At 60.0% G+C, this 18,015-nt stretch carries 18 protein-coding genes; 17 read left to right on the top strand and 1 reads right to left on the bottom strand.

All coding sequences use genetic code 11. The features are described from left to right. The first annotated feature begins 58 nt into the window (after positions 1 to 58). The 16 genes from HMPREF3130_RS09610 (at position 59) to HMPREF3130_RS09535 (ending at position 15,728) form a co-directional block, all read left to right on the top strand. The gene (locus HMPREF3130_RS09610) at positions 59 to 385 is read left to right on the top strand and encodes a WXG100 family type VII secretion target (RefSeq protein ID WP_005510029.1); all 327 of its coding nucleotides are present in this window, start codon (positions 59 to 61) and stop codon (positions 383 to 385) included. 73 nt (positions 386 to 458) lie between these two features. After that, positions 459 to 746, top strand: a complete 288-nt coding sequence (locus HMPREF3130_RS09605) for a WXG100 family type VII secretion target (protein WP_016422090.1) — start codon at positions 459 to 461, stop codon at positions 744 to 746. 317 nt (positions 747 to 1,063) lie between these two features. Continuing rightward, the gene (gene rplM, locus HMPREF3130_RS09600; RefSeq protein WP_005509852.1) at positions 1,064 to 1,507 is read left to right on the top strand and encodes a 50S ribosomal protein L13; all 444 of its coding nucleotides are present in this window, start codon (positions 1,064 to 1,066) and stop codon (positions 1,505 to 1,507) included. Then, on the top strand, positions 1,504 to 2,064 hold the full coding sequence (rpsI, locus tag HMPREF3130_RS09595) for a 30S ribosomal protein S9 (RefSeq protein ID WP_016422091.1): 561 nt from the start codon (positions 1,504 to 1,506) through the stop codon (positions 2,062 to 2,064). The genes rplM and rpsI overlap by 4 nt, the downstream gene beginning before the upstream one ends. 220 nt (positions 2,065 to 2,284) lie before the next feature. After that, positions 2,285 to 4,207 carry an acyltransferase family protein gene (locus HMPREF3130_RS09590; protein ID WP_070429835.1) on the top strand — a complete coding sequence of 641 codons (1,923 nt, stop codon included), beginning with the start codon at positions 2,285 to 2,287 and terminating at the stop codon, positions 4,205 to 4,207. 43 nt (positions 4,208 to 4,250) lie between these two features. After that, positions 4,251 to 5,939 (top strand): VanW family protein, encoded by a 1,689-nt coding sequence (locus HMPREF3130_RS09585; protein WP_042389147.1) that lies wholly within the window; start codon positions 4,251 to 4,253, stop codon positions 5,937 to 5,939. A 102-nt stretch (positions 5,940 to 6,041) separates the two neighbouring features. After that, positions 6,042 to 7,385: a phosphoglucosamine mutase gene (gene glmM, locus HMPREF3130_RS09580; RefSeq protein WP_016422094.1), complete on the top strand. Its 1,344-nt coding sequence runs from the start codon at positions 6,042 to 6,044 to the stop codon at positions 7,383 to 7,385. 16 nt (positions 7,386 to 7,401) lie between these two features. Continuing rightward, positions 7,402 to 8,058 carry an isopentenyl-diphosphate Delta-isomerase gene (idi, locus tag HMPREF3130_RS09575; RefSeq protein WP_016422095.1) on the top strand — a complete coding sequence of 219 codons (657 nt, stop codon included), beginning with the start codon at positions 7,402 to 7,404 and terminating at the stop codon, positions 8,056 to 8,058. Between the two features lie 4 nt (positions 8,059 to 8,062). Then, positions 8,063 to 9,088 carry a mevalonate kinase gene (gene mvk / locus HMPREF3130_RS09570; protein ID WP_101687816.1) on the top strand — a complete coding sequence of 342 codons (1,026 nt, stop codon included), beginning with the start codon at positions 8,063 to 8,065 and terminating at the stop codon, positions 9,086 to 9,088. After that, entirely contained in the window at positions 9,085 to 10,062 is a 978-nt protein-coding gene (mvaD, locus tag HMPREF3130_RS09565) for a diphosphomevalonate decarboxylase (RefSeq protein ID WP_070429834.1), read from the top strand. Before mvk ends, mvaD begins: the two co-directional genes overlap by 4 nt. A 12-nt stretch (positions 10,063 to 10,074) precedes the next feature. Continuing rightward, a complete protein-coding gene (locus HMPREF3130_RS09560; protein ID WP_070429833.1) occupies positions 10,075 to 11,160 on the top strand; it encodes a phosphomevalonate kinase in 1,086 nt (361 codons plus the stop codon). 93 nt (positions 11,161 to 11,253) lie between these two features. Beyond that, positions 11,254 to 12,309 carry a hydroxymethylglutaryl-CoA reductase gene (locus tag HMPREF3130_RS09555; protein WP_070429832.1) on the top strand — a complete coding sequence of 352 codons (1,056 nt, stop codon included), beginning with the start codon at positions 11,254 to 11,256 and terminating at the stop codon, positions 12,307 to 12,309. Positions 12,310 to 12,507: 198 nt separating this feature from the next. Next, complete coding sequence (locus tag HMPREF3130_RS09550) at positions 12,508 to 13,698, top strand: hydroxymethylglutaryl-CoA synthase (RefSeq protein WP_070429831.1); 1,191 nt, start codon at positions 12,508 to 12,510, stop codon at positions 13,696 to 13,698. A 100-nt stretch (positions 13,699 to 13,798) separates the two neighbouring features. Continuing rightward, positions 13,799 to 14,134, top strand: a complete 336-nt coding sequence (locus tag HMPREF3130_RS09545; RefSeq protein ID WP_049169972.1) for a hypothetical protein — start codon at positions 13,799 to 13,801, stop codon at positions 14,132 to 14,134. After that, a complete protein-coding gene (locus HMPREF3130_RS09540) occupies positions 14,134 to 15,447 on the top strand; it encodes a hypothetical protein (protein WP_070429830.1) in 1,314 nt (437 codons plus the stop codon). The genes HMPREF3130_RS09545 and HMPREF3130_RS09540 overlap by 1 nt, the downstream gene beginning before the upstream one ends. Further along, the gene (locus HMPREF3130_RS09535; RefSeq protein ID WP_049190377.1) at positions 15,447 to 15,728 is read left to right on the top strand and encodes a hypothetical protein; all 282 of its coding nucleotides are present in this window, start codon (positions 15,447 to 15,449) and stop codon (positions 15,726 to 15,728) included. The genes HMPREF3130_RS09540 and HMPREF3130_RS09535 overlap by 1 nt, the downstream gene beginning before the upstream one ends. A 15-nt stretch (positions 15,729 to 15,743) precedes the next feature. Here the strand turns inward: HMPREF3130_RS09535 and HMPREF3130_RS09530 are convergent, their stop codons facing one another. Then, on the bottom strand, positions 15,744 to 16,595 hold the full coding sequence (locus HMPREF3130_RS09530; protein WP_049169967.1) for a dienelactone hydrolase family protein: 852 nt from the start codon (positions 16,593 to 16,595) through the stop codon (positions 15,744 to 15,746). Between the two features lie 111 nt (positions 16,596 to 16,706). Between HMPREF3130_RS09530 and glmS the strand changes: the two genes are divergently transcribed. Beyond that, positions 16,707 to 18,015, top strand: a 1,309-nt coding sequence (gene glmS, locus HMPREF3130_RS09525; protein ID WP_246815144.1) for a glutamine--fructose-6-phosphate transaminase (isomerizing), incomplete at its 3' end; no start/stop codon positions are given.

Genomic DNA, 18,015 nt, shown 5'->3' with positions numbered 1-18,015 from the left:
GCGGGGAGGTAAAAATGCCGTCGTTAATCAGTCACTCAACACGAATAAGGGGGAAACAGTGGCAAACCTATTTGCAGCCGAATCAGATCAAATGACCACTACCGCGGGGGACGTCGATGGCGTCAACTCGGAAGTACAGGGCGAGCTGGGGCGCATTCGAGGCGTCGTGGACGGTCTGGCGGGGGAATGGAAGGGCCAGGCTAAAGACAGCTTCGATGATCTGATGCTTCGTTGGGATGACGCAGCTATGCGTCTATCCAATGCGCTGACGGATATCGCGGATAACATCCGCGCAAATTCCAGCAGCTTCGATGCGGGCGAGGACGAGGGGGCGTCGTCGTTCAAGCAGGTGGCAGCAGCGGGTGCGTCGTTGCTGAACCTCTAAACGTTTTATCGAATCGCACAACCACAACACTGAATCACACAACACACATCACCTTTTGGGGAAAGGGTTCTTAATGCAACCAATTAGGTACAGTTTTGGCGGCATCGACGGTGCTGCCGATGACATTCGGTCCACTTCTGGCACCATCAACGGGCTGCTCGGAGATTTGAAGAAGCGCATCGCGCCGATGGTCTCTACGTGGGAGGGTGACTCTTCGGATTCTTACCAGGAGGCTCAGCGTGAATGGGACACAGCAGCGGAGGAGCTCAATATGATTCTCACGACTATCGCGGATACGGTCAGCGCAGGTAGCCAGCGAATGGCGGATATTAACCGCCGCGCGGCAGCTAGCTGGGGATAGCTTGGTTCCTGATTGAGGCACTTTTGATTGAGCTATGTAACCGGGGGAGGGGAGGGCATTGCTCAATTGAGATCTTCAGTTAGGTATCTGCCTTTGAAGTATTCTTGCTAGCAGCACTCCAGGGGGGAAAGGCCAGTCTCAGCAGTTTGCGGCTGAGACTGGCTTTGGCATTTTTTGCTCTAGTGCCATCTCAAGGTAGAGTAGGCAAACTGTGTGCGCACACGTGAATGTTGCCTCGGGTCTCCACCGGCCGCCGGGGAATAACAACAGTGTGCACACTGGCTGGCAAATCTACACGGACCCTAAAAGGAGTCATGTTGTCTACTTTCCATCCGAAGGACGGTGACATCGAGCGCAAGTGGTACGTCATCGACGCTACCGACGTTGTTCTCGGCCGTCTGGCTACTCACGCCGCAGACTTGCTGCGCGGTAAGGGCAAGGCTTACTTCGCCCCTAACGTCGACTGCGGTGACCACGTCATCATCATCAACGCCGATAAGGTGCACGTCTCCTCGAACAAGCGGGAACGTGAGATGCGCTACCGCCACTCGGGCTTCCCGGGCGGCCTGAAGTCGATGACCCTGGGTCGTTCCCTCGAGGTTCACCCGGAGCGTGTTATCGCTGAGGCTATTGAGGGCATGATGCCGCACAACAAGCTTTCGCGTGCGTCCATCAAGAAGCTGCACGTCTTCGCCGGTTCCGAGCACCCGTTCGCCGGTCAGAAGCCTGAAAACTACGAGATCAAGGCGGTGGCACAGTGACCAACCCACAGGACGTCAATGAGAACCAGAACGTAGAGGCCACCGAGGCTTCCTACGATGATGTTCAGGCTGCCGCTGCTGCTGCCACTGAAGAGTTCACCTCTTCCATCGGCGACGCAGTTGCTACCGAGACCGAGGCTGAGGCTGCTCCGGCTGCACCGCTGACCCTGGATCGTCCGATTCAGACTGTCGGTCGTCGTAAGCGCGCTGTCGCCCGCGTCGTTCTGACCGCTGGTTCCGGCAAGATTGTCTGCAACGGCCGCGAGCTCGAGGATTACTTCCCGAACAAGCTGCACCAGCAGGAGATCAAGGATCCGCTGGTCCTGGTCGAGCGCGAGAGCCAGTTCGACATCAAGGCCAACATCAACGGTGGTGGCCCGTCCGGTCAGGCCGGTGCTCTGCGCCTGGCTATTGCTCGTGCCCTGAACGAGTTCAACCCGGAGGAGCGCAGCGTTCTCAAGAAGGCTGGCTTCCTCACCCGCGACGCTCGTGCTGTCGAGCGCAAGAAGGCTGGTCTGCACAAGGCCCGTCGCGCACCGCAGTACTCCAAGCGTTAAGCTTTACTGCTTCGAAAAGCACCTCAGTTTGCGTATTACACGCAAGCCGAGGTGCTTTTTTGGGTTAAAGTCCGCCGTGACCAGGCATGGCTGCATTTTTGAGACAAGCCCCGTACGTTAGACTTTTATCCGTTAAAAATTGCCACGAGAATCGTTTATCGCGGTGCGATTGCAGTGCGATGAAAGTGCGATTGCAGTGCGATGGGAAGAAGGAAATCGTATGGCGGTGAGCACCACAGCCACCAAGACCTCCGACGCGAAGAGCTCCTCTAGCTCGTCGTCGGTGGCGAAGCATCCCTTCCGCATTCGACGCGTACCAGGCATTGATGGGCTGCGCGGTCTGGCCGTTGCCACAGTGGTGATCTACCACTACTTCGATAATGTGCTGCCCGGTGGCTACATCGGTGTGGATATCTTCTTCGTGCTCTCCGGATTTCTTATCACCTCGCTTCTGGTGCGCGAACGCGCGGTCACTGGGCGCATCGATCTAAAAGATTTCTGGCTCCGTCGACTGCGCCGCATCGCTCCGGCTGCGATGTTCGTGTTGTTTATTTCCATCGCCGTCGCAGGTCTGGTCGGCGGGGATCCCGCTGTTGGCTTGTCGACGCAGTTTCTCGGCACGGTCTTTTTCGTCAATAACTGGACGCAGATTGCGGGCTCTCAGTCCTATTTCGCGGATTCCGGAGTGCAGCTGTTAGCGCACTACTGGTCACTGTCGGTGGAGGAGCAGTTCTACTTGCTCTGGCCATTGATCTTTGTGGCTCTTCTCGCCTTGAAGCTGGCATCTCGCAAGCTGGCAGCAGTGGCGGGCATTGGGGCGGTTGCTTCTTTCGTGTGGATGGTCTCGCTCTACGATCCGAAGGTCGACCCCACGAGGGTCTACTACGGTACCGATACTCACGCCTTTGGTCTCCTGTTTGGCGCGGCCCTCGCATTGTGGTTGACATCGACGTCGTCACGCGCAGAGGCGGACTCCTGGCCACGCACGGAACCCTTCCTGCGGGACTTCTTTGGCAGTTCCGCCCAGGCTTTCGTAGTGGCCTCGCTGCCGCTGATCTTCCTTTCGTTGGTTCTGCTGATGATGTCGGATACCGCGTCGGCGACTTACCGCGGTGGGTTGGTGTTCGCCTCGTTGCTGTCGGCGGCGATTCTCTATCTTGTCGTTCGCGGTGTCTCACCCGTGCGTCAGATTTTTGAGTTCAAGCCACTGTGCTGGCTGGGAAAGATTTCCTTCTCGCTGTACCTGTGGCACTGGCCGGTCATCGTGCTCATCCGCGAACTGCTGGAGCGCAATGAGGCCATGCAGTATGAGAACCTCGCTGCCTTCGCAGGCATCGCGCTATCGCTGCTTTTGGCGAACTGGTCGTACAAGAATGTGGAATCGCCAATTCGCCGGATGGGTTACCGCCGTTGGATGTTGCAGTTTTCGGGCACGCAGTTTGCCGGTTCCTGGAAGCCGCGCGTTGCAGCAGGGCTGGCGCTGGTCGTCGTGGTTGGTGCAGTTGTGGGAATGGCTACGGCGCCGAAGATGACGCGTTTGGAGGCACAGCTACAGGAGGCAGCTGAGCGCCGTGCACAGGCACAAAAGGCGGAGGAAGCCGAGTTGGCCAAGCGTGTTATGCCGCGTGGTGACCAGATCACCGCTATCGGCGACTCTGTGATGCTCGCCTCGGCGTCGGCGTTGGAAGAGAAGCTGCCCGGTATCTATATCGATGCGGCTGTTTCCCGTGGTTATCCGGCCGCCCCGGAGATCATCGCGAGTATGAAGGCGGCGGGTACGCTCGATCCATTCGTCGTGCTGGGCCTTGGTATCAATCAGTCGGCTGCGGCATCGGACGAACACCTGTTGGATGAGATCCTCGATTCGCTGGGTGAAGACCGCATCATTGTCCTAATCAACCCGTACGGTGATCGTGTGTGGATGCCGCAGTCGGAGAGGGAAGTCCTCGACGCGGCAAAGAAGCGCGGCAATGTCTATGTGGCTGACTGGTGCCATGGTGTGCGTGATGATTTGTCCAAGCTGCGCGCGGACCTTATCCACCCGACCCCGGATGGCGCCGAGGTCTATGCCAATGCCGTGGTCGATGCTTTCCAGCAGTATGCGAAGAACAAGAAACGCATTCCGGACACCTGCGGAATCTAATAAAAATCTAGTTAGTAGTGTTTCCACGGTAAAGTAAGTGGCTGTGGCCAAACAAAAGTCTTCCTCCAGTCACCGTGGATTAAAGATTTTCCTCGGCATCGTCCTCGGTATCTTCGCGCTCTTCGGTGTGTTTTACGCTGTCGATTACGTGCTGAACAAGGACCATGTCCCGCGCGGGTCTACCGTTGCGGGGATTGACATCAGCACGCTGAGCGCGAATCACGCTGAGGCGAAGCTCGAAGAGCAGCTCGGTGATCTTTCCACTCACCCAGTGGCGTTGCGTGCCGGCGAACGCACGGCGGAGGTTCTGCCCGAGGAGGCGGGGCTGAGCATCGACTGGGAGAAGACGGTCGCGCAGGCGGGCAAGCAGACGGCAAACCCAGTTACCTGGGTGCGCAGTTTCTTTACTACCCGTGAGCTGGATTTGGTCAGCGATATCGATAACTCTAAGTTCGAGCCGCAGGTCGACCGTCTCGTCGGCGAACTGACTATTGCTCCCGTCGATGGTGAGGTCAAGCTTGTCGACGGCCGCGTGGAAACAACTCCACCGGTCATCGGCCAAGATGTCGACCGCAATGCGGTCAGCGGGGATTTGGCCGCCAAGTGGTTGTCGCCGGAGGGCATCGATGTAGAGACCACCGCGCACGACCCGGCTATCGGTGAGGAGCAGGTCCGTGAGGCAGCTGAGGGAGAGGCCGCCGATGCGGTGTCGGGCCCCATTGTTGCCAAGGGCCGTGATGGCAAAGATGGTGTAATTCCGCCGGAGCGCATGGCTGAAATCATCAGCTTTGTGCCGCGCGACGGCGGATTGGCCGCTGATATCAATGTCGACCGCGCACGCGAGATCCTCGAGGAGGGGCTGGCTGCTTCCGAGGTTGATAAGCGCAATGCGTCGATACGCTTTAGCGGTGGTGCGCGTGAAGTGGTCCCCTCGGTTGATGGCGTGGCCGTGAAGTGGGATGAAACTATGAAGGACTTCGCCGAGCGTGTGACTTCGACGGATAAGCGCGAGTTCGATGCGGTCTACGAGGACAAGCCCGCCACCTACACCACCGAACAAGCGGAAAGTGCCACCTTCGATGATGTCATTGGTGAGTTCACCACCGGTGGCTTCAGCTCGGCATCGGGAACAAACATTGCCCTGGTGTCGCAGATGGTCAACGGCGCATTCGTGGCGCCGGGCGATACATTCAGTCTGAACGGCTACACGGGTCCGCGCGGTACTGCGCAGGGTTTTGTCGAGTCGGGCATCATCCTCAACGGCCATGCGGATAAGGCTGTCGGTGGTGGCATTAGCCAGTTCGCCACCACTTTGTACAATGCTTCGTACTTTGCGGGCATGGAGGATGTCGCGCACACCCCGCACAGTTACTACATTTCGCGTTACCCGGCCGGCCGTGAGGCGACGGTGTACGAGGGTGCAATCGACCTAGCGTTTAAGAACAGTTCCGACACTCCGATTCTTATCGAGGCCGTTACTACTGGTTCCGACGTCACTGTGCGCATCAAGGGTGTGAAGAAGGTCAACGTCGAGTCCATCAATGGTGGCCGTTGGGCATACACGCAACCACAGCGTATGCAGGTCAGTGGCAGCTCTTGCCAGCCGTCGTCGGGTGCGCAGGGCTTCACCACTTCTGATACACGCGTTATTCGGGACCTCTCGGGCGCGGAAATCTCGCGTGAAACTCAGACTACGGTTTATGACCCGCAGCCAATTGTGTCCTGTGGCTAGTCTGGATTCGCCTGCGCGACCGGCTAAAGTAATACAGCATTGACAATGCAATAGTCCGCGATACCAAAACTCATAAAACCCCCAAGGAGTGGTCTAGCAACAATGGCACGTCTTTTCGGAACTGATGGCGTCCGCGGTTTGGCGAATAAGACTCTGACCGCACCGCTGGCAATGCGGCTGGGTGCTGCTGCGGCCACTGTGCTGACTAGCGGCACGAATCCGTCGGGGCGTCGTCCCCTGGCCATTGTTGGCCGCGATCCGCGTGTCTCCGGTGAGATGCTCGCCGCAGCGCTGTCTGCCGGCATGGCTTCCCAGGGCGTCGACGTTTTGCGTGTCGGCGTGCTGCCCACTCCGGCTGTCGCTTTCCTCACCGACGACTACGGTGCCGACATGGGTGTGATGATTTCGGCTTCTCACAACCCCATGCCGGACAACGGCATCAAGTTCTTCGCCGCGGGCGGCACCAAGCTTGACGACGCGGTGGAGAAGGAAATCGAACACGCTCTCCACAACCTGCCGGAGACCGGCCCCACGGGCACCGGAGTGGGGCGTGTCATCGAGGAGGCCCCAGACGGGCTCGACCGCTACCTGTTCCACCTCTCCCGTGCGGTCAGCACCAAGCTCGACGGCATTCGCGTCGTAGTGGATTGTGCAAATGGTGCTGCTTCGCAGGCCGCCCCCATGGCGTACGCGGCCGCCGGTGCCGACGTCGTCGCTATTCATGACAAGCCGAACTCCTACAACATCAACGACAACTGCGGTTCCACCCACATTGAGGTTTTGCGCGCGGCAGTGCTGGAGCACGGCGCGGATCTGGGTCTGGCTCACGATGGCGATGCCGACCGCTGCCTGGCTGTGGACTCGCAGGGCAACATCGTCGATGGTGACCAAATCATGGCCATCCTGGCCGTCGCCATGAAGGAAGAGGGGCTACTGCACCACAACACGCTGGTGGCCACTGTGATGAGTAACCTCGGCCTCAAGCTGGCGATGGAGGAAAACGATATCGCCCTGCGTACCACCAAGGTCGGCGACCGCTACGTGCTGGCAGATTTGAACGCCGGCGGTTACTCGCTCGGCGGTGAGCAGTCGGGGCATGTGGTCATTCCGGATCACGCCACCACTGGTGACGGCACCCTCACCGGTCTGTACCTCATGGCGCGGATGGCACGCACCGGTAAGTCTCTGGCTGAGCTGGCCTCCGTAATGAAGGTGCTGCCGCAGACTCTTATCAACGTGCCGGTGTCCAACAAGGCCGCAATTCTGGAGTCTGATGAGGTCAAGGCCGCCATCGATGCAGCCGAGGAGAAGCTGGGTTCCACCGGTCGCGTGCTGTTGCGCCCGTCCGGCACCGAGGAGCTCTTCCGCGTCATGGTGGAGGCCGCCGATGCGGAATCGGCCCGCAAGATTGCCGGGGAGTTAGCTGCGGTTGTGGCCGCAGTCTAGAGTCAGGAGTGTGGAAATGAATGACGCGCCAGAGGACATTAAAGCCCGCTTTGCCCCGGGTGAAGCCGACATCCAGGTAGAGGTGGTCGATCGTGACGGTCGGGTTCTCGGTACCGTCGGCAAGCTTGAAGCACACGTTCCGCCGGGAATTTTGCACCGTGCTTTTTCTCTTTTCCTCTTCGATGAGCAGGGACGCATGCTGCTGCAGCGCCGTGCGGAGTCGAAGTATCACTCACCACTGCTACTGACGAATGCGACCTGCTCGCACCCACTGCCGGGGGAGCCGGTGGCCGATGCCGTTGAGCGTCGTGCGAAGGAAGAGCTCGGTGCGGATGTCTCCCAGTTGGAGGAAATCGGCATTGTTATCTACCAGGTCATCGATGATCGTTCGGGATTGGCAGAGCACGAGTACAACCACGTGTACGCCGGCATCGTCGATCCGAAGTCGGTGGATATCAACCCCGATGAGGTCGATGAAGTGGTGTACGTGACCCCGCAGGAGCTCGCAGAACGTCGCGCGAACGAACCGATGACGGAGTGGTTTAACCACGTCTGGGGTGTCGGGGCGGAGAAGTTCTCCAAGTACGGTTTCGACATTGCGGGTGTGCCGGGTATCCATGGCCCCGCAGAGGCGCAGGCTGCCGCACAGTCGGTTTCGGAAAAGGATGTGTAGCTTCGTGACCAGCGTAGAAAACGCCAGCGTCGACGACTTCGGCCTCGACAAGTCCGAGGAATTGGAGACCGGGGAGTTCTATGCCCTGGCCAATGAACAGGGTGCCGCATTCGGTGAAGGCCATGCCAAGTCGATTTTGTTGGGCGAGCACTCTGTCGTCTACGGCAAGCCGGCTATCGCACTGCCGGTGACGTCGCTGCGCACGATGGCGTGGATTGACCGCGTGGAGGATTCTCCAGTCCTGTTTTCCATGGACGGCGAGGTCATCGACATCGACGAGCTGCCGGAGCGCTTTGCCTCCATCGCCGCTGCACTCCGCGCTGGCCTGCGCACCTTCGGTATTCCCGAACGCGACCTGCTGGTTCGTCTCCGCTCTGGTATCCCGCCCGCCGCAGGGCTGGGTGGTTCTGCCGCAGTGGCACATGCGCTTATCGACGCAGTGCGTGACCTCGCCGATGGCACTCTGACCGAGCGTCAGCGCTTTGACCTGGTGCAGGAAGCTGAGCGTCTGGCGCACGGTAACCCCTCTGGCCTGGATGCCACGGTTGCCCGCGCATCGCGTCCGGTTTACTTCAAGCAGGGTGAGTTCCATCCGCTGAAGGTGGCCAAGAAGATGTGGCTGGTGCTGGGGGATACCGGTGTGCGTGGTTCGACGTCGCTGGCCGTTGCCCGCGTGCGTGGTTTCGTCGATTCCCACCGAGTCCACGGCCAAGAGTTGTTGGACCACTTGGGGCAGCTGGCCGATGGCGCGGTGCACAACCTGGCCAAGGGCGATTTTGCCCGTCTGGGACATCGCATGGACTCGGCGCAGGAAGCGCTAGAAGAACTAGGTGTTGGGCATGAGTCCATCACCGATCTCGTCACTGCCGCCCGACTGGCAGGTGCCCACGGGGCAAAGCTCACTGGTGCCGGTTGCGGTGGCTGTGTGATGGCGCTGGCAGAGTCCGCCGATCACGCGGAACTGATTAGCCATGCCATGATGGGCGCCAATGCCGTTGCTACTTGGACTGTGGAGGTAAATCCCTCGTGACCACGACCGCTACCGCCGTCGCTCATCCCAACATCGCCCTGATTAAATACTGGGGCAAGCGCGATGAGGCCGTGCAGCTACCGGCCACAGGTTCGCTGTCCCTTACTCTGGGCATCGCTCCGACGACGACCACGGTGTCGCTTATCGACGATCCCAGCGTCACCGCCGACTCGGGCACTCTGAACGGCCAGGAGATGGTGGGTAAGGACCTCTCCCGTGTCCAGAAGTTTTTGGATTTGGTCCGCGAGCGTGCGGGCAGCACTAGCTTCGCAGAGGTGACCAGCACCAACGAGATTCCGACGGGTGCGGGTCTGGCTTCGTCCGCGTCGGGTTTTGGCGCGCTCGCGCTGGCCGCGGCGAAGGCCTACGGCCTGGACTACACCCCGGAACAGCTCTCGGCTCTGGCCCGTCGCGGTTCGGGCTCGGCCTGTCGCTCTATTTTCGGCGGCCTCGTTGAGTGGCTGCCCGGCGATGACGATGCTTCCAGCCACGCAGTGGCTCTGCCGGATTCCGGCCTGGACCTCTCCCTGGTCGTGGCGGTTTTGGCCCCGGGGCGCAAGAAGATTGACAGCCGTGCCGCCATGCGTCGCACGGTCGAGACATCACCGTTCTTCCCGGCCTGGGTGGAGCAGGTGCCCCGCGATATCGAGGACATGAAGGCCGCCATCGCCGCTGCGGACTTCACTGCGGTCGGCGAGCTTGCCGAGGCCAATGCCATGCGCATGCACGCCACTATGCTGGGGGCTCTTCCTCCGGTGCGTTACTGGAATCCGGATTCAGTGGCGGCTCTCAATCTCGTCGCTACGCTGCGTGACGAGGGCACCGAGTGCTACGCCACCATGGATGCCGGGCCGAACGTGAAGGTGCTGTGCCGCAGCGGCGATGCCGAGACCATCGCGGATCGTTTCCGCGCAGAGTTCGAGGATATTGACGTGCTGGTTTCCGGCTCAGGCCCTGGCGCATACCTGGTGTAGCTGGGGGAGTAGTTGAGCAACGCTAAAGGCGGACCTATCGAAGGCGAGTCCATCGGCCGTGGCTGCGGCAAGCTGTACCTCACTGGTGAGTATGCGGTGATGGATGTCGAGGGTCTGGCCGTCATCGCAGGAGTCAACCGCTATGTGACGGTTCGGTGCCACGGTGCCGACCCATCGCAGCCGGTCTCTCGCGTGTACTCCAGCTATTACGGCCCGCAGGGGCGCGTCATTGACGTGGATGCGCCAGATGACATCGCTACCCATACGATTTCGCTGGTCTATCGCATTGCCGCGGGCGAGTTGGAAAACACCCCAGAGAGCCCCATCAATATCGTTATCGAATCGGACCTCGATGACTCCGCCAGCGGTGCGAAGTATGGCCTGGGATCCTCCGGGGCTGTCGCTGTGGCTGTGACTCGCGCACTAGGGGCACACCTTGGTCTGGAGCTCGATTCGCTGCGGGTCTACAAGATTGCGATGGTGGCCACGCTCTTGGCCGGTGCGGCGGGCTCCGGCGGCGATATCGCCTGCTCCGCGCATGGCGGGGTGGTGCTCTATCGTCGGCCGAATCCGACGGCGCTCGCAGAGCTCGCGGCGGCTGATCCTGTCGCTGCCGTGGCGGCACCGTGGCCGAATCTTCGCATTGACGCCCGCGCCGACCTCGGTGGGCTACAACTGTTGGTCGGCTGGACGGGCAGTCCGGTGAAGACGGACTCGCAGTTGAAGAAGGCCGGTGGCGCAGACCGTGATTTTGTGCGCGGGGTCTCGTCGATAAGCGAAAGACTCTGGCAGGCGCTTGCCGACGGCGACCACACCGCGGCGTTTGCCTGCCTGCGTGAGAATCGGATGCTGCTGCAGGACTATGAGCGTGAGCGTGCTGTGTGCATCGAGACGGAGAAACTGAAAGCGCTCGCCGACATCGCCGATGGCGCGGGGGCCGCGGGCAAGAGCAGCGGCTCCGGTGGTGGTGACTGCGGAATCGCGCTGGTGGGAGTCTCAAATGGTGTCGATGCCGAGGAGACTGCCGCGGACATCACCGCGCGCTGGCAAGCCGCTGGCATCCAGCCGTTGCCGCTGAAGCTGGCCGCTCAACTTTGACCACAGTTTTTTGACCGTAGAATTTAAGACAGCTGAAATTTACAGAAGCTGGGAACCGAAGCTGCATGCAGCTAGAAAGGGTCGCTTAGGACAATGGCTGAAAAGAGCTCGCACGACCTGGAATATGCACACGTACCACTGAGCTGGATTGGTCCGGTGCGCATTAGTGGCAACGTCATGAATGACGAGGTGAAGATTCCGCTGGCGACTTACGAGACCCCGCTGTGGCCGTCTTGTGGTCGCGGTGCGAAGGTCTCCCGCATGATCGAAGGTGGCATTACCTGCACTTTCGTCGGTGAGAAGATGACCCGATCGGTGATTTTCACTCTCGACTCGGCAGCGGATGCCGTCATTGCGCGCGACAACATTCTGTCTCGTTATGACGAGCTGAAGAAGGTCGTGGAGTCCTCCTCGCGTTTTGCCAAGCTGGTAGATATTCACTTCCAGATCGCATCGCGTCTTCTCTTTGTCCGCTTTGACTTCTTCTCCGGTGATGCCTCGGGCCACAACATGGCCACGCTGGCGTCTGAGCGTTTGATGTCCTACCTGATGGAGCAGATGCCAGAGTTGGGCTATGGCTCCATCTCGGGCAACTACTGCACCGATAAGAAGACCTCCGCCGTCAATGGCATTCTGGGCCGCGGTAAGTACGTGATCGCCGAGGCCGTCATTCCGGAGCCGGTTGTCCGCGAGCGTCTGCGCACTACCGCCAAGCGCCTGGCTGAGCTCAACGAACGCAAGAACCTCGTCGGCTCCATCATGGCGGGCTCACTGCGCAGCGGTAATGCGCACTACGCCAATATGCTGCTGGGCTTTTACCTCGCTACCGGTCAGGACGCTGCGAATATCGTCGAAGGCTCGCAGGGGCTGACGCAGGTAGAGGCGCTTGACGACGGCTCCGTGCGCTTTAGCTGCACCCTGCCACATTTAATCGTCGGTTCCGTGGGCAACGGCAAGGGCTTGGGCTTCGTGGAGAAGAATCTCACAGCGCTGGGCTGCAAGGAGGACCGTGAGCCGGGCGAGAATGCCCGTCGTCTAGCAGCGTGCTGCGCGGCAATCGTCTGGTGTGGTGAGCTTTCCCTGCTCGCGGCACAGACGAATCCGGGTGAGCTGATGGAGGCGCACGTTTCTATCGAGCGTGCGAAGTAGCGGTTTGTGAATAGTCGTTTGCGACAATTCGCAAAACCTAAGACAAATCTCAGGTAAACGCGCTAGATTTCTGTAGTAGGCAATTAAAATTTTGTGGGCAAAATATCCCGTGGTCTGATGACTGCTCTGATGACATGGGGATGTTTCGTTGCCCGTTATTTCTTAAAAACCTGTAGAGGTAGTGAAGGCACGGTTTTGATGACAACAAGCAATGTGACCCCGATCGGTATTGATGACATCGCCTTTGCGACGGGTTCGTACTGCATTGACCTCGCCGATATTGCGCCCCGACTCGGAGCGGAACCGGCAAAGTACCACAAGGGCCTGGGGCAGGAACGCTCCAGCGTGGTTGCCTCTGATGAAGATCCGGTGACGATGGCCGCGGCCGCGGTGAAGAAGATCGTTGACCGCCACGGTATCGACGGCGTGCGCACCATCATGTTCGCCACTGAGACCGGTATCGACCAGTCGAAGGCCGCTGCTGTCTATGTCCACGAGCTGGTCGGTCTTGACCCGCACGCGCGATCTGTCGAGCTGAAGCAGGCTTGCTACTCCGGTACCGCGGCGCTGCAGTTCGCGTGCGCTCTGGTGGCCCGCAATCCGGAGGAGAAGGTCATCGTTGTCGCCTCCGACATTGCCCGCTATGACCTGGACTCCGCTGCGGAGCCGACCCAGGGCGCAGGTGCTGTAGCCATGCTGGTGACCGCTAATCCGCGCATCCTGGCTATCGATGCGGCTTCGGGCGTCTTTACCCGCGAAGTTATGGACTTCTGGCGGCCGAACCACCGCAGCCAGGCGTTGGTGGAGGGCAAGCTCTCTATTAGTGCTTACATCGACGCTGTTCAGGGTGCTTACGAGGACTACCGTGCCCGCGGCGGTGTGGACTTCAGCGAGATTGACTACTTCAGCTACCACCAGCCGTTTACCAAGATGGCCTACAAGGCGCACCGGCAGCTTTCGGCCAATAACGGTGTGGAGCTCACCGCGGAGGACGAGGCCCGCCAGCTCGGCCCAACCACCGAGTACAACCGCATCATCGGTAACTCCTACACCGCATCGGCCTACTTCGGCCTGCTCTCGCTGCTGGATACCGAGAAGGACCTGGCTGGTAAGAAGGTCGCTGTTGTCTCCTACGGTTCCGGCTCGGTTGCTGAGTTCCTCACCGGCAATGTGGTCGAGGGCTACGAGTCCCAGTTACGCGCCGCAGATAATGCGCGTGAACTGGCTGAACGCGTGAAGCTCGATGATCCGACCTACTACCGCCACGCTCAGGTGACGCATGAAGATCCGGGTGAGTACTCCAACCTGGGAGACGACGCCCTGATTGGCACCGGCCCATTCAGCTTCACCGGTGTTGAGGGGTGTAAGCGCATCTACCGCGCTCGTTAGCCCCCGGGGGCACCCGCGCTAGTACTTAGACGGAACCGAATCCTCTTTTTTCGCGCCTAACAGTAATAAGAACTGTTTTTCGCGGGGAAGGGGATTTTTCGTGTCCGCACGTTTTACTGGAGGCAGTGGCGGAGGCTTGCTGCACTTTTCGGAAGATGCAGTGACAGCGGCTGCCCGAGAGATCGAGCAGCGCGGCCGTGAAGGCCATGAGCGGTGGGGAAGCGCTCCTGATATTTCCGCAGCAGATTGTGGCCAGGGTTTTGCCGCCCAGGGGCGCCGTCTGCAGCAGGCGGCAGCGAGGCTGCGTGAGCACGGGCAATCGATGTACGCGGGACTTGGCAATCATGCTCCGGCAGTGCGGGAACAGTGGCGTGTCTTTGCAGGCTGTGACAGCGCCGGGAGCGCCGACCTCGGTGGAATTGAGGTAGTGGACTGATGCCATGGGTTGCTCGAATTCTTCCGATATTGGTGCGTGTTATTGGCCGTGGAAGCCGTATTGGAGCCAAGCGCGGGGTTGGCGGCATCGGCAAGAATCTGCCCAAAGTCTTGGATAAGGTGCGACGCGCTGACGGCTGGAAGGGCAGCGCCCTGTCCAAGTTCTCTAACTCCGTGGGGTTGATAGCCTCCGCGATAACTATTGCTATGGCTTTCGATTGGGGCGGTTTGAAAGGCGATGCCGCCGACGCCGCCAAGGAGCGCTGCGATAAAGCTGCGCAGGACTGTGCGAATCAGGATGAGCAGTCCGCCAATGGCGCGCAGAGCGTCGGCGAGTGCGGCAAGAAAGTCGACGAGGTCCTTGAGGATTGCGAGAAGCAGGCCGAAGATATGGCTGAGCAAACCGACGGCATCCTCTCTCAGTGCGAAGCGCTTGTCGACGATCCGGAGGTCGGCGCCGAAGCCGCACAAGTGGCCCAGCAGGTGTGTAACAGTCTCGTCGACTCCACTGGTCAGCTCTACGATGCGCGTAATAGTTGCATCGAGCAGTGTCTTGAGCAGGCAGCGTGTGACACTGAGGCCGCGGTGGTCGCCACCCCGCCGCAGCCTCCTACTGTTCCAGCCAGTTCGGGTGCTACCTCGGCGGCCTGTGCAGAGGTGGCTGAGTCTGGGAGTGGCGAAGGAGCTACTGTAACCGGTGGCAACGGTGCTACCGCTGGTGGAATTGGGGTCGTTGCCAACGTTGATATTGGGATAGAGGCAGGCGTTGCTGCTGGAATATCCGTTGGAGGTGCCATTGGCGCTGCCGGGGCGGCCAGTATCGCTGGAATTGCGGGAGCTGTCGGGGTTGCAGGCAGTGTCGCGTCCTCACTGCTCAACTTAGACATGTGCACGGAGACGGAAGAGCCAGTGTGCGAACAGGCACCTGCGCCAGCACCAGCACCAGCACCAGCTCCTGCGCCGGAGGACTGTGTGCCGGAACCCGAACCAGAACCCAAGCCCGAACCTGAACCCAAGCCCGAACCTGAACCCAAGCCCGAACCTGAACCCGAGCCCGAACCTGAAAATGTTCCTGAACCGCCTCCTCCAGCTGAGAAACTAAAGCACTTGGGAATCGAGCTGCCACAGGAGACGCAAGCAGAACAGCGAGCGGAACCGCAGCCAGAACCACAAGCAGAGCCGCAGCCAGCACCAGCCCAGGATTCGGCAGCATCAGTGCAGGAATCTGCTTCAGCTGTGCCCGAGCCCCCTGAGCAGCCCAACGCCCAGGAGCTTGTGGGCGCGGTCAATTCGCCAACGGCAGGTGAGTGGTAATGGGGAGTAAGCATGCCGCGAAATATGACCGGATTGGGCAGGCCTATTACGACGCTGCTGCAATGACTAGGCAGGAGTTCGATACGGCGGTACAGAGGGCACAGAAAGAATTGCAGGGTTTGGAGGAGCGTCGTAAAGCACGCGAAATTAAGGAGAGGGAGGTGGCGGCGGGCGTCGAAAAGCAACAAAAAACCGCCCGACCGAAGGGAACCGTTACGCGGTTGTTCGGGCGGGCGGGGAAAGGGACGCCGACGGTGAAGTCGATTCGGGGCGTGTCCTGAAGCGTGGCCTAGTGACTACTTGCCGGGAATCAGCGAGTGCTCCGGGTTTTCCGGCAGCTCCTTGATGAGCCACTCCATGTCGCGGTTAGTTGTGCCCTTGATAGTGGCGGTCGGGTCTGCGAAATCTGAGTACTTCTTGTCGTCACCGACCGTGGCCAGCAGGAAGCCTGTGAGTGCGGCGCGCGCGACCTCCTGGTACTTCACCTTGGAGGAAGAGAAGCCCGCTAGACGACGGAGAAGAGTTGTTTCCGAGAAGCTGCCCTGGTCAGCCTTGTCTACTTCGCGGTAAACGACATCGCCCTTCCACTGAACAGCCAGGCGAGCCGGGTTGCCGCGATCGAGCCACTGATCCTCGCCAGGGGCCAGGACGAGGCCCGGGGCCGAGACATTAGTTGCAGCGGCGCTGGAGGAAGGCGCGGTAGTTGCGGGGAAGACGCAGCCAACGCCGGAGATGAGGTCGTGACCAGCAGCGGCGAGGACGGCTACACCCGCGCCCATGCCGTGACCGGCAACGCCAAGCTTCTTCGGGTGGACGACGACCTTGCCCTCACCGAGGCGGACACCAGCGAGAATCTGGAGCGCTGTCTCCAAATCGTTGGCGAGACCACGGTGATCTGCCACGATGCCATTTTCGGTGTCCGGAGCAGCGACCGCGATGCCCCACGAAGCTAGGTGACGCAGCGTGGCGTGGTACTCCTCAATCGGTGTGCGCCAATCGTGTGCGAAGGCGATACCGGGGATGCCATTGCCCTCGGCAGGCGTGTAGACCTTTCCCGGCAGGCCAGTAAAAGCTAGGTCACCGACCATGACGCGGTGCGGTCCACGCTTGGAAAGATTAGATGTCAGAGTCTTCAAGTTGTCAGCCACAGTGAATAGCTTAACTATAAGGTGCATACCTTTGCTGAAAAAGTGCCAGGATGAGCGAGAATGTCTATTTCGTTATGACGATTTTCCGCTTCGCGGGTTATTCTGTAGGGCATGTGTGGAATCGTTGGATATGTGGGCCATCAGCCCGCCCTGGATATTGCTGTCGATGCGCTACGACGCATGGAATACCGTGGCTATGACTCCGCGGGTGTTGCCATTGTCGACAATCAGGGGCATATCACTGTAGAGAAGAAGGCCGGTAAACTCGCCAACCTCGAGGCTGCCCTTGACGCGGATGGGCGCGACAAAATCACTGGAACCACTGGAATTGGGCACACCCGTTGGGCTACCCACGGTCGCCCAATTGATGAGAATGCCCACCCACACCAGTCCTATGACGGCAAGGTGGCTATCGTCCACAACGGCATTATCGAGAACTTTGCTCCGCTACGTCAGGAGCTGGAGGATGCCGGCATTGAGCTGAAGTCCGAAACCGACTCCGAGGTCGCCGCGCACATGCTCGCACGTGCCCTGGACGGTTCCGACGGCGGATCTACCGCTGGTGATTTCGAGGCCTCTGCGCTGTCCGTGCTCAACCGCCTCGAGGGTGCTTTCACGCTGTTGTTTACTCATGCAGACCACCCGGATCGCATCATCGCTGCTCGTCGCTCCACTCCGCTGATTGTCGGAGTGGGCGAAAACGAAATGTTCCTCGGCTCTGACGTTGCGGCTTTCATCGCGCACACCCGCGAGGCCGTGGAGCTGGGGCAGGACAACGTCGTCATCATCACCGCAGATGATTACCGCATCCTGGATTTCGCCGGCAACGAGCAGCAGGGTCGACCATTCACCATCGACTGGGATCTCGCCGCAGCCGAAAAGGGTGGCTATGACTCCTTCATGATGAAGGAAATCCACGAGCAGGCTGCCGCCGTCCGCGATACGTTGGCCGGTCACCTCGTTGACGGCCGCATCGTTCTCGACGAGTCCCGCCTGAGTGACCAAGATCTGCGTGACATCGAGAAGGTCTTCGTCGTCGCCTGTGGTACCGCATACCACTCCGGTTTGTTGGCCAAGTACGCCATTGAGCACTGGGTTCGTATCCCGGTCGAGATTGAGGTCGCGTCCGAGTTCCGCTACCGCGATCCGGTGCTGGACCGCCAGACGCTGGTGGTCGCTATTTCGCAGTCGGGCGAGACTGCTGACACCCTTGAGGCCGTGCGACACGCAAAGAGCCAGGGCGCCCGCGTGCTGGCTGTCTGTAACACCAACGGTGCACAGATTCCACGTGAGTCTGACGCCGTGCTCTATACGCACGCCGGCCCGGAGATTGGTGTTGCTGCAACCAAGTCGTTCCTGGCGCAGGTAGCCGCAAACTACCTGGTCGGTTTGGCTCTTGCCCAGGCACGCGGCACTAAGT

Origin of the sequence: Corynebacterium sp. HMSC14B06 (assembly GCF_001807075.1) — a bacterium.
GTDB classification, from domain to species: Bacteria; Actinomycetota; Actinomycetes; order Mycobacteriales; family Mycobacteriaceae; genus Corynebacterium; species Corynebacterium jeikeium_D.
The sequence above is the reverse complement of the archived record's forward strand: the minus strand, read 5'-3'. Positions and strand labels throughout refer to the sequence as shown.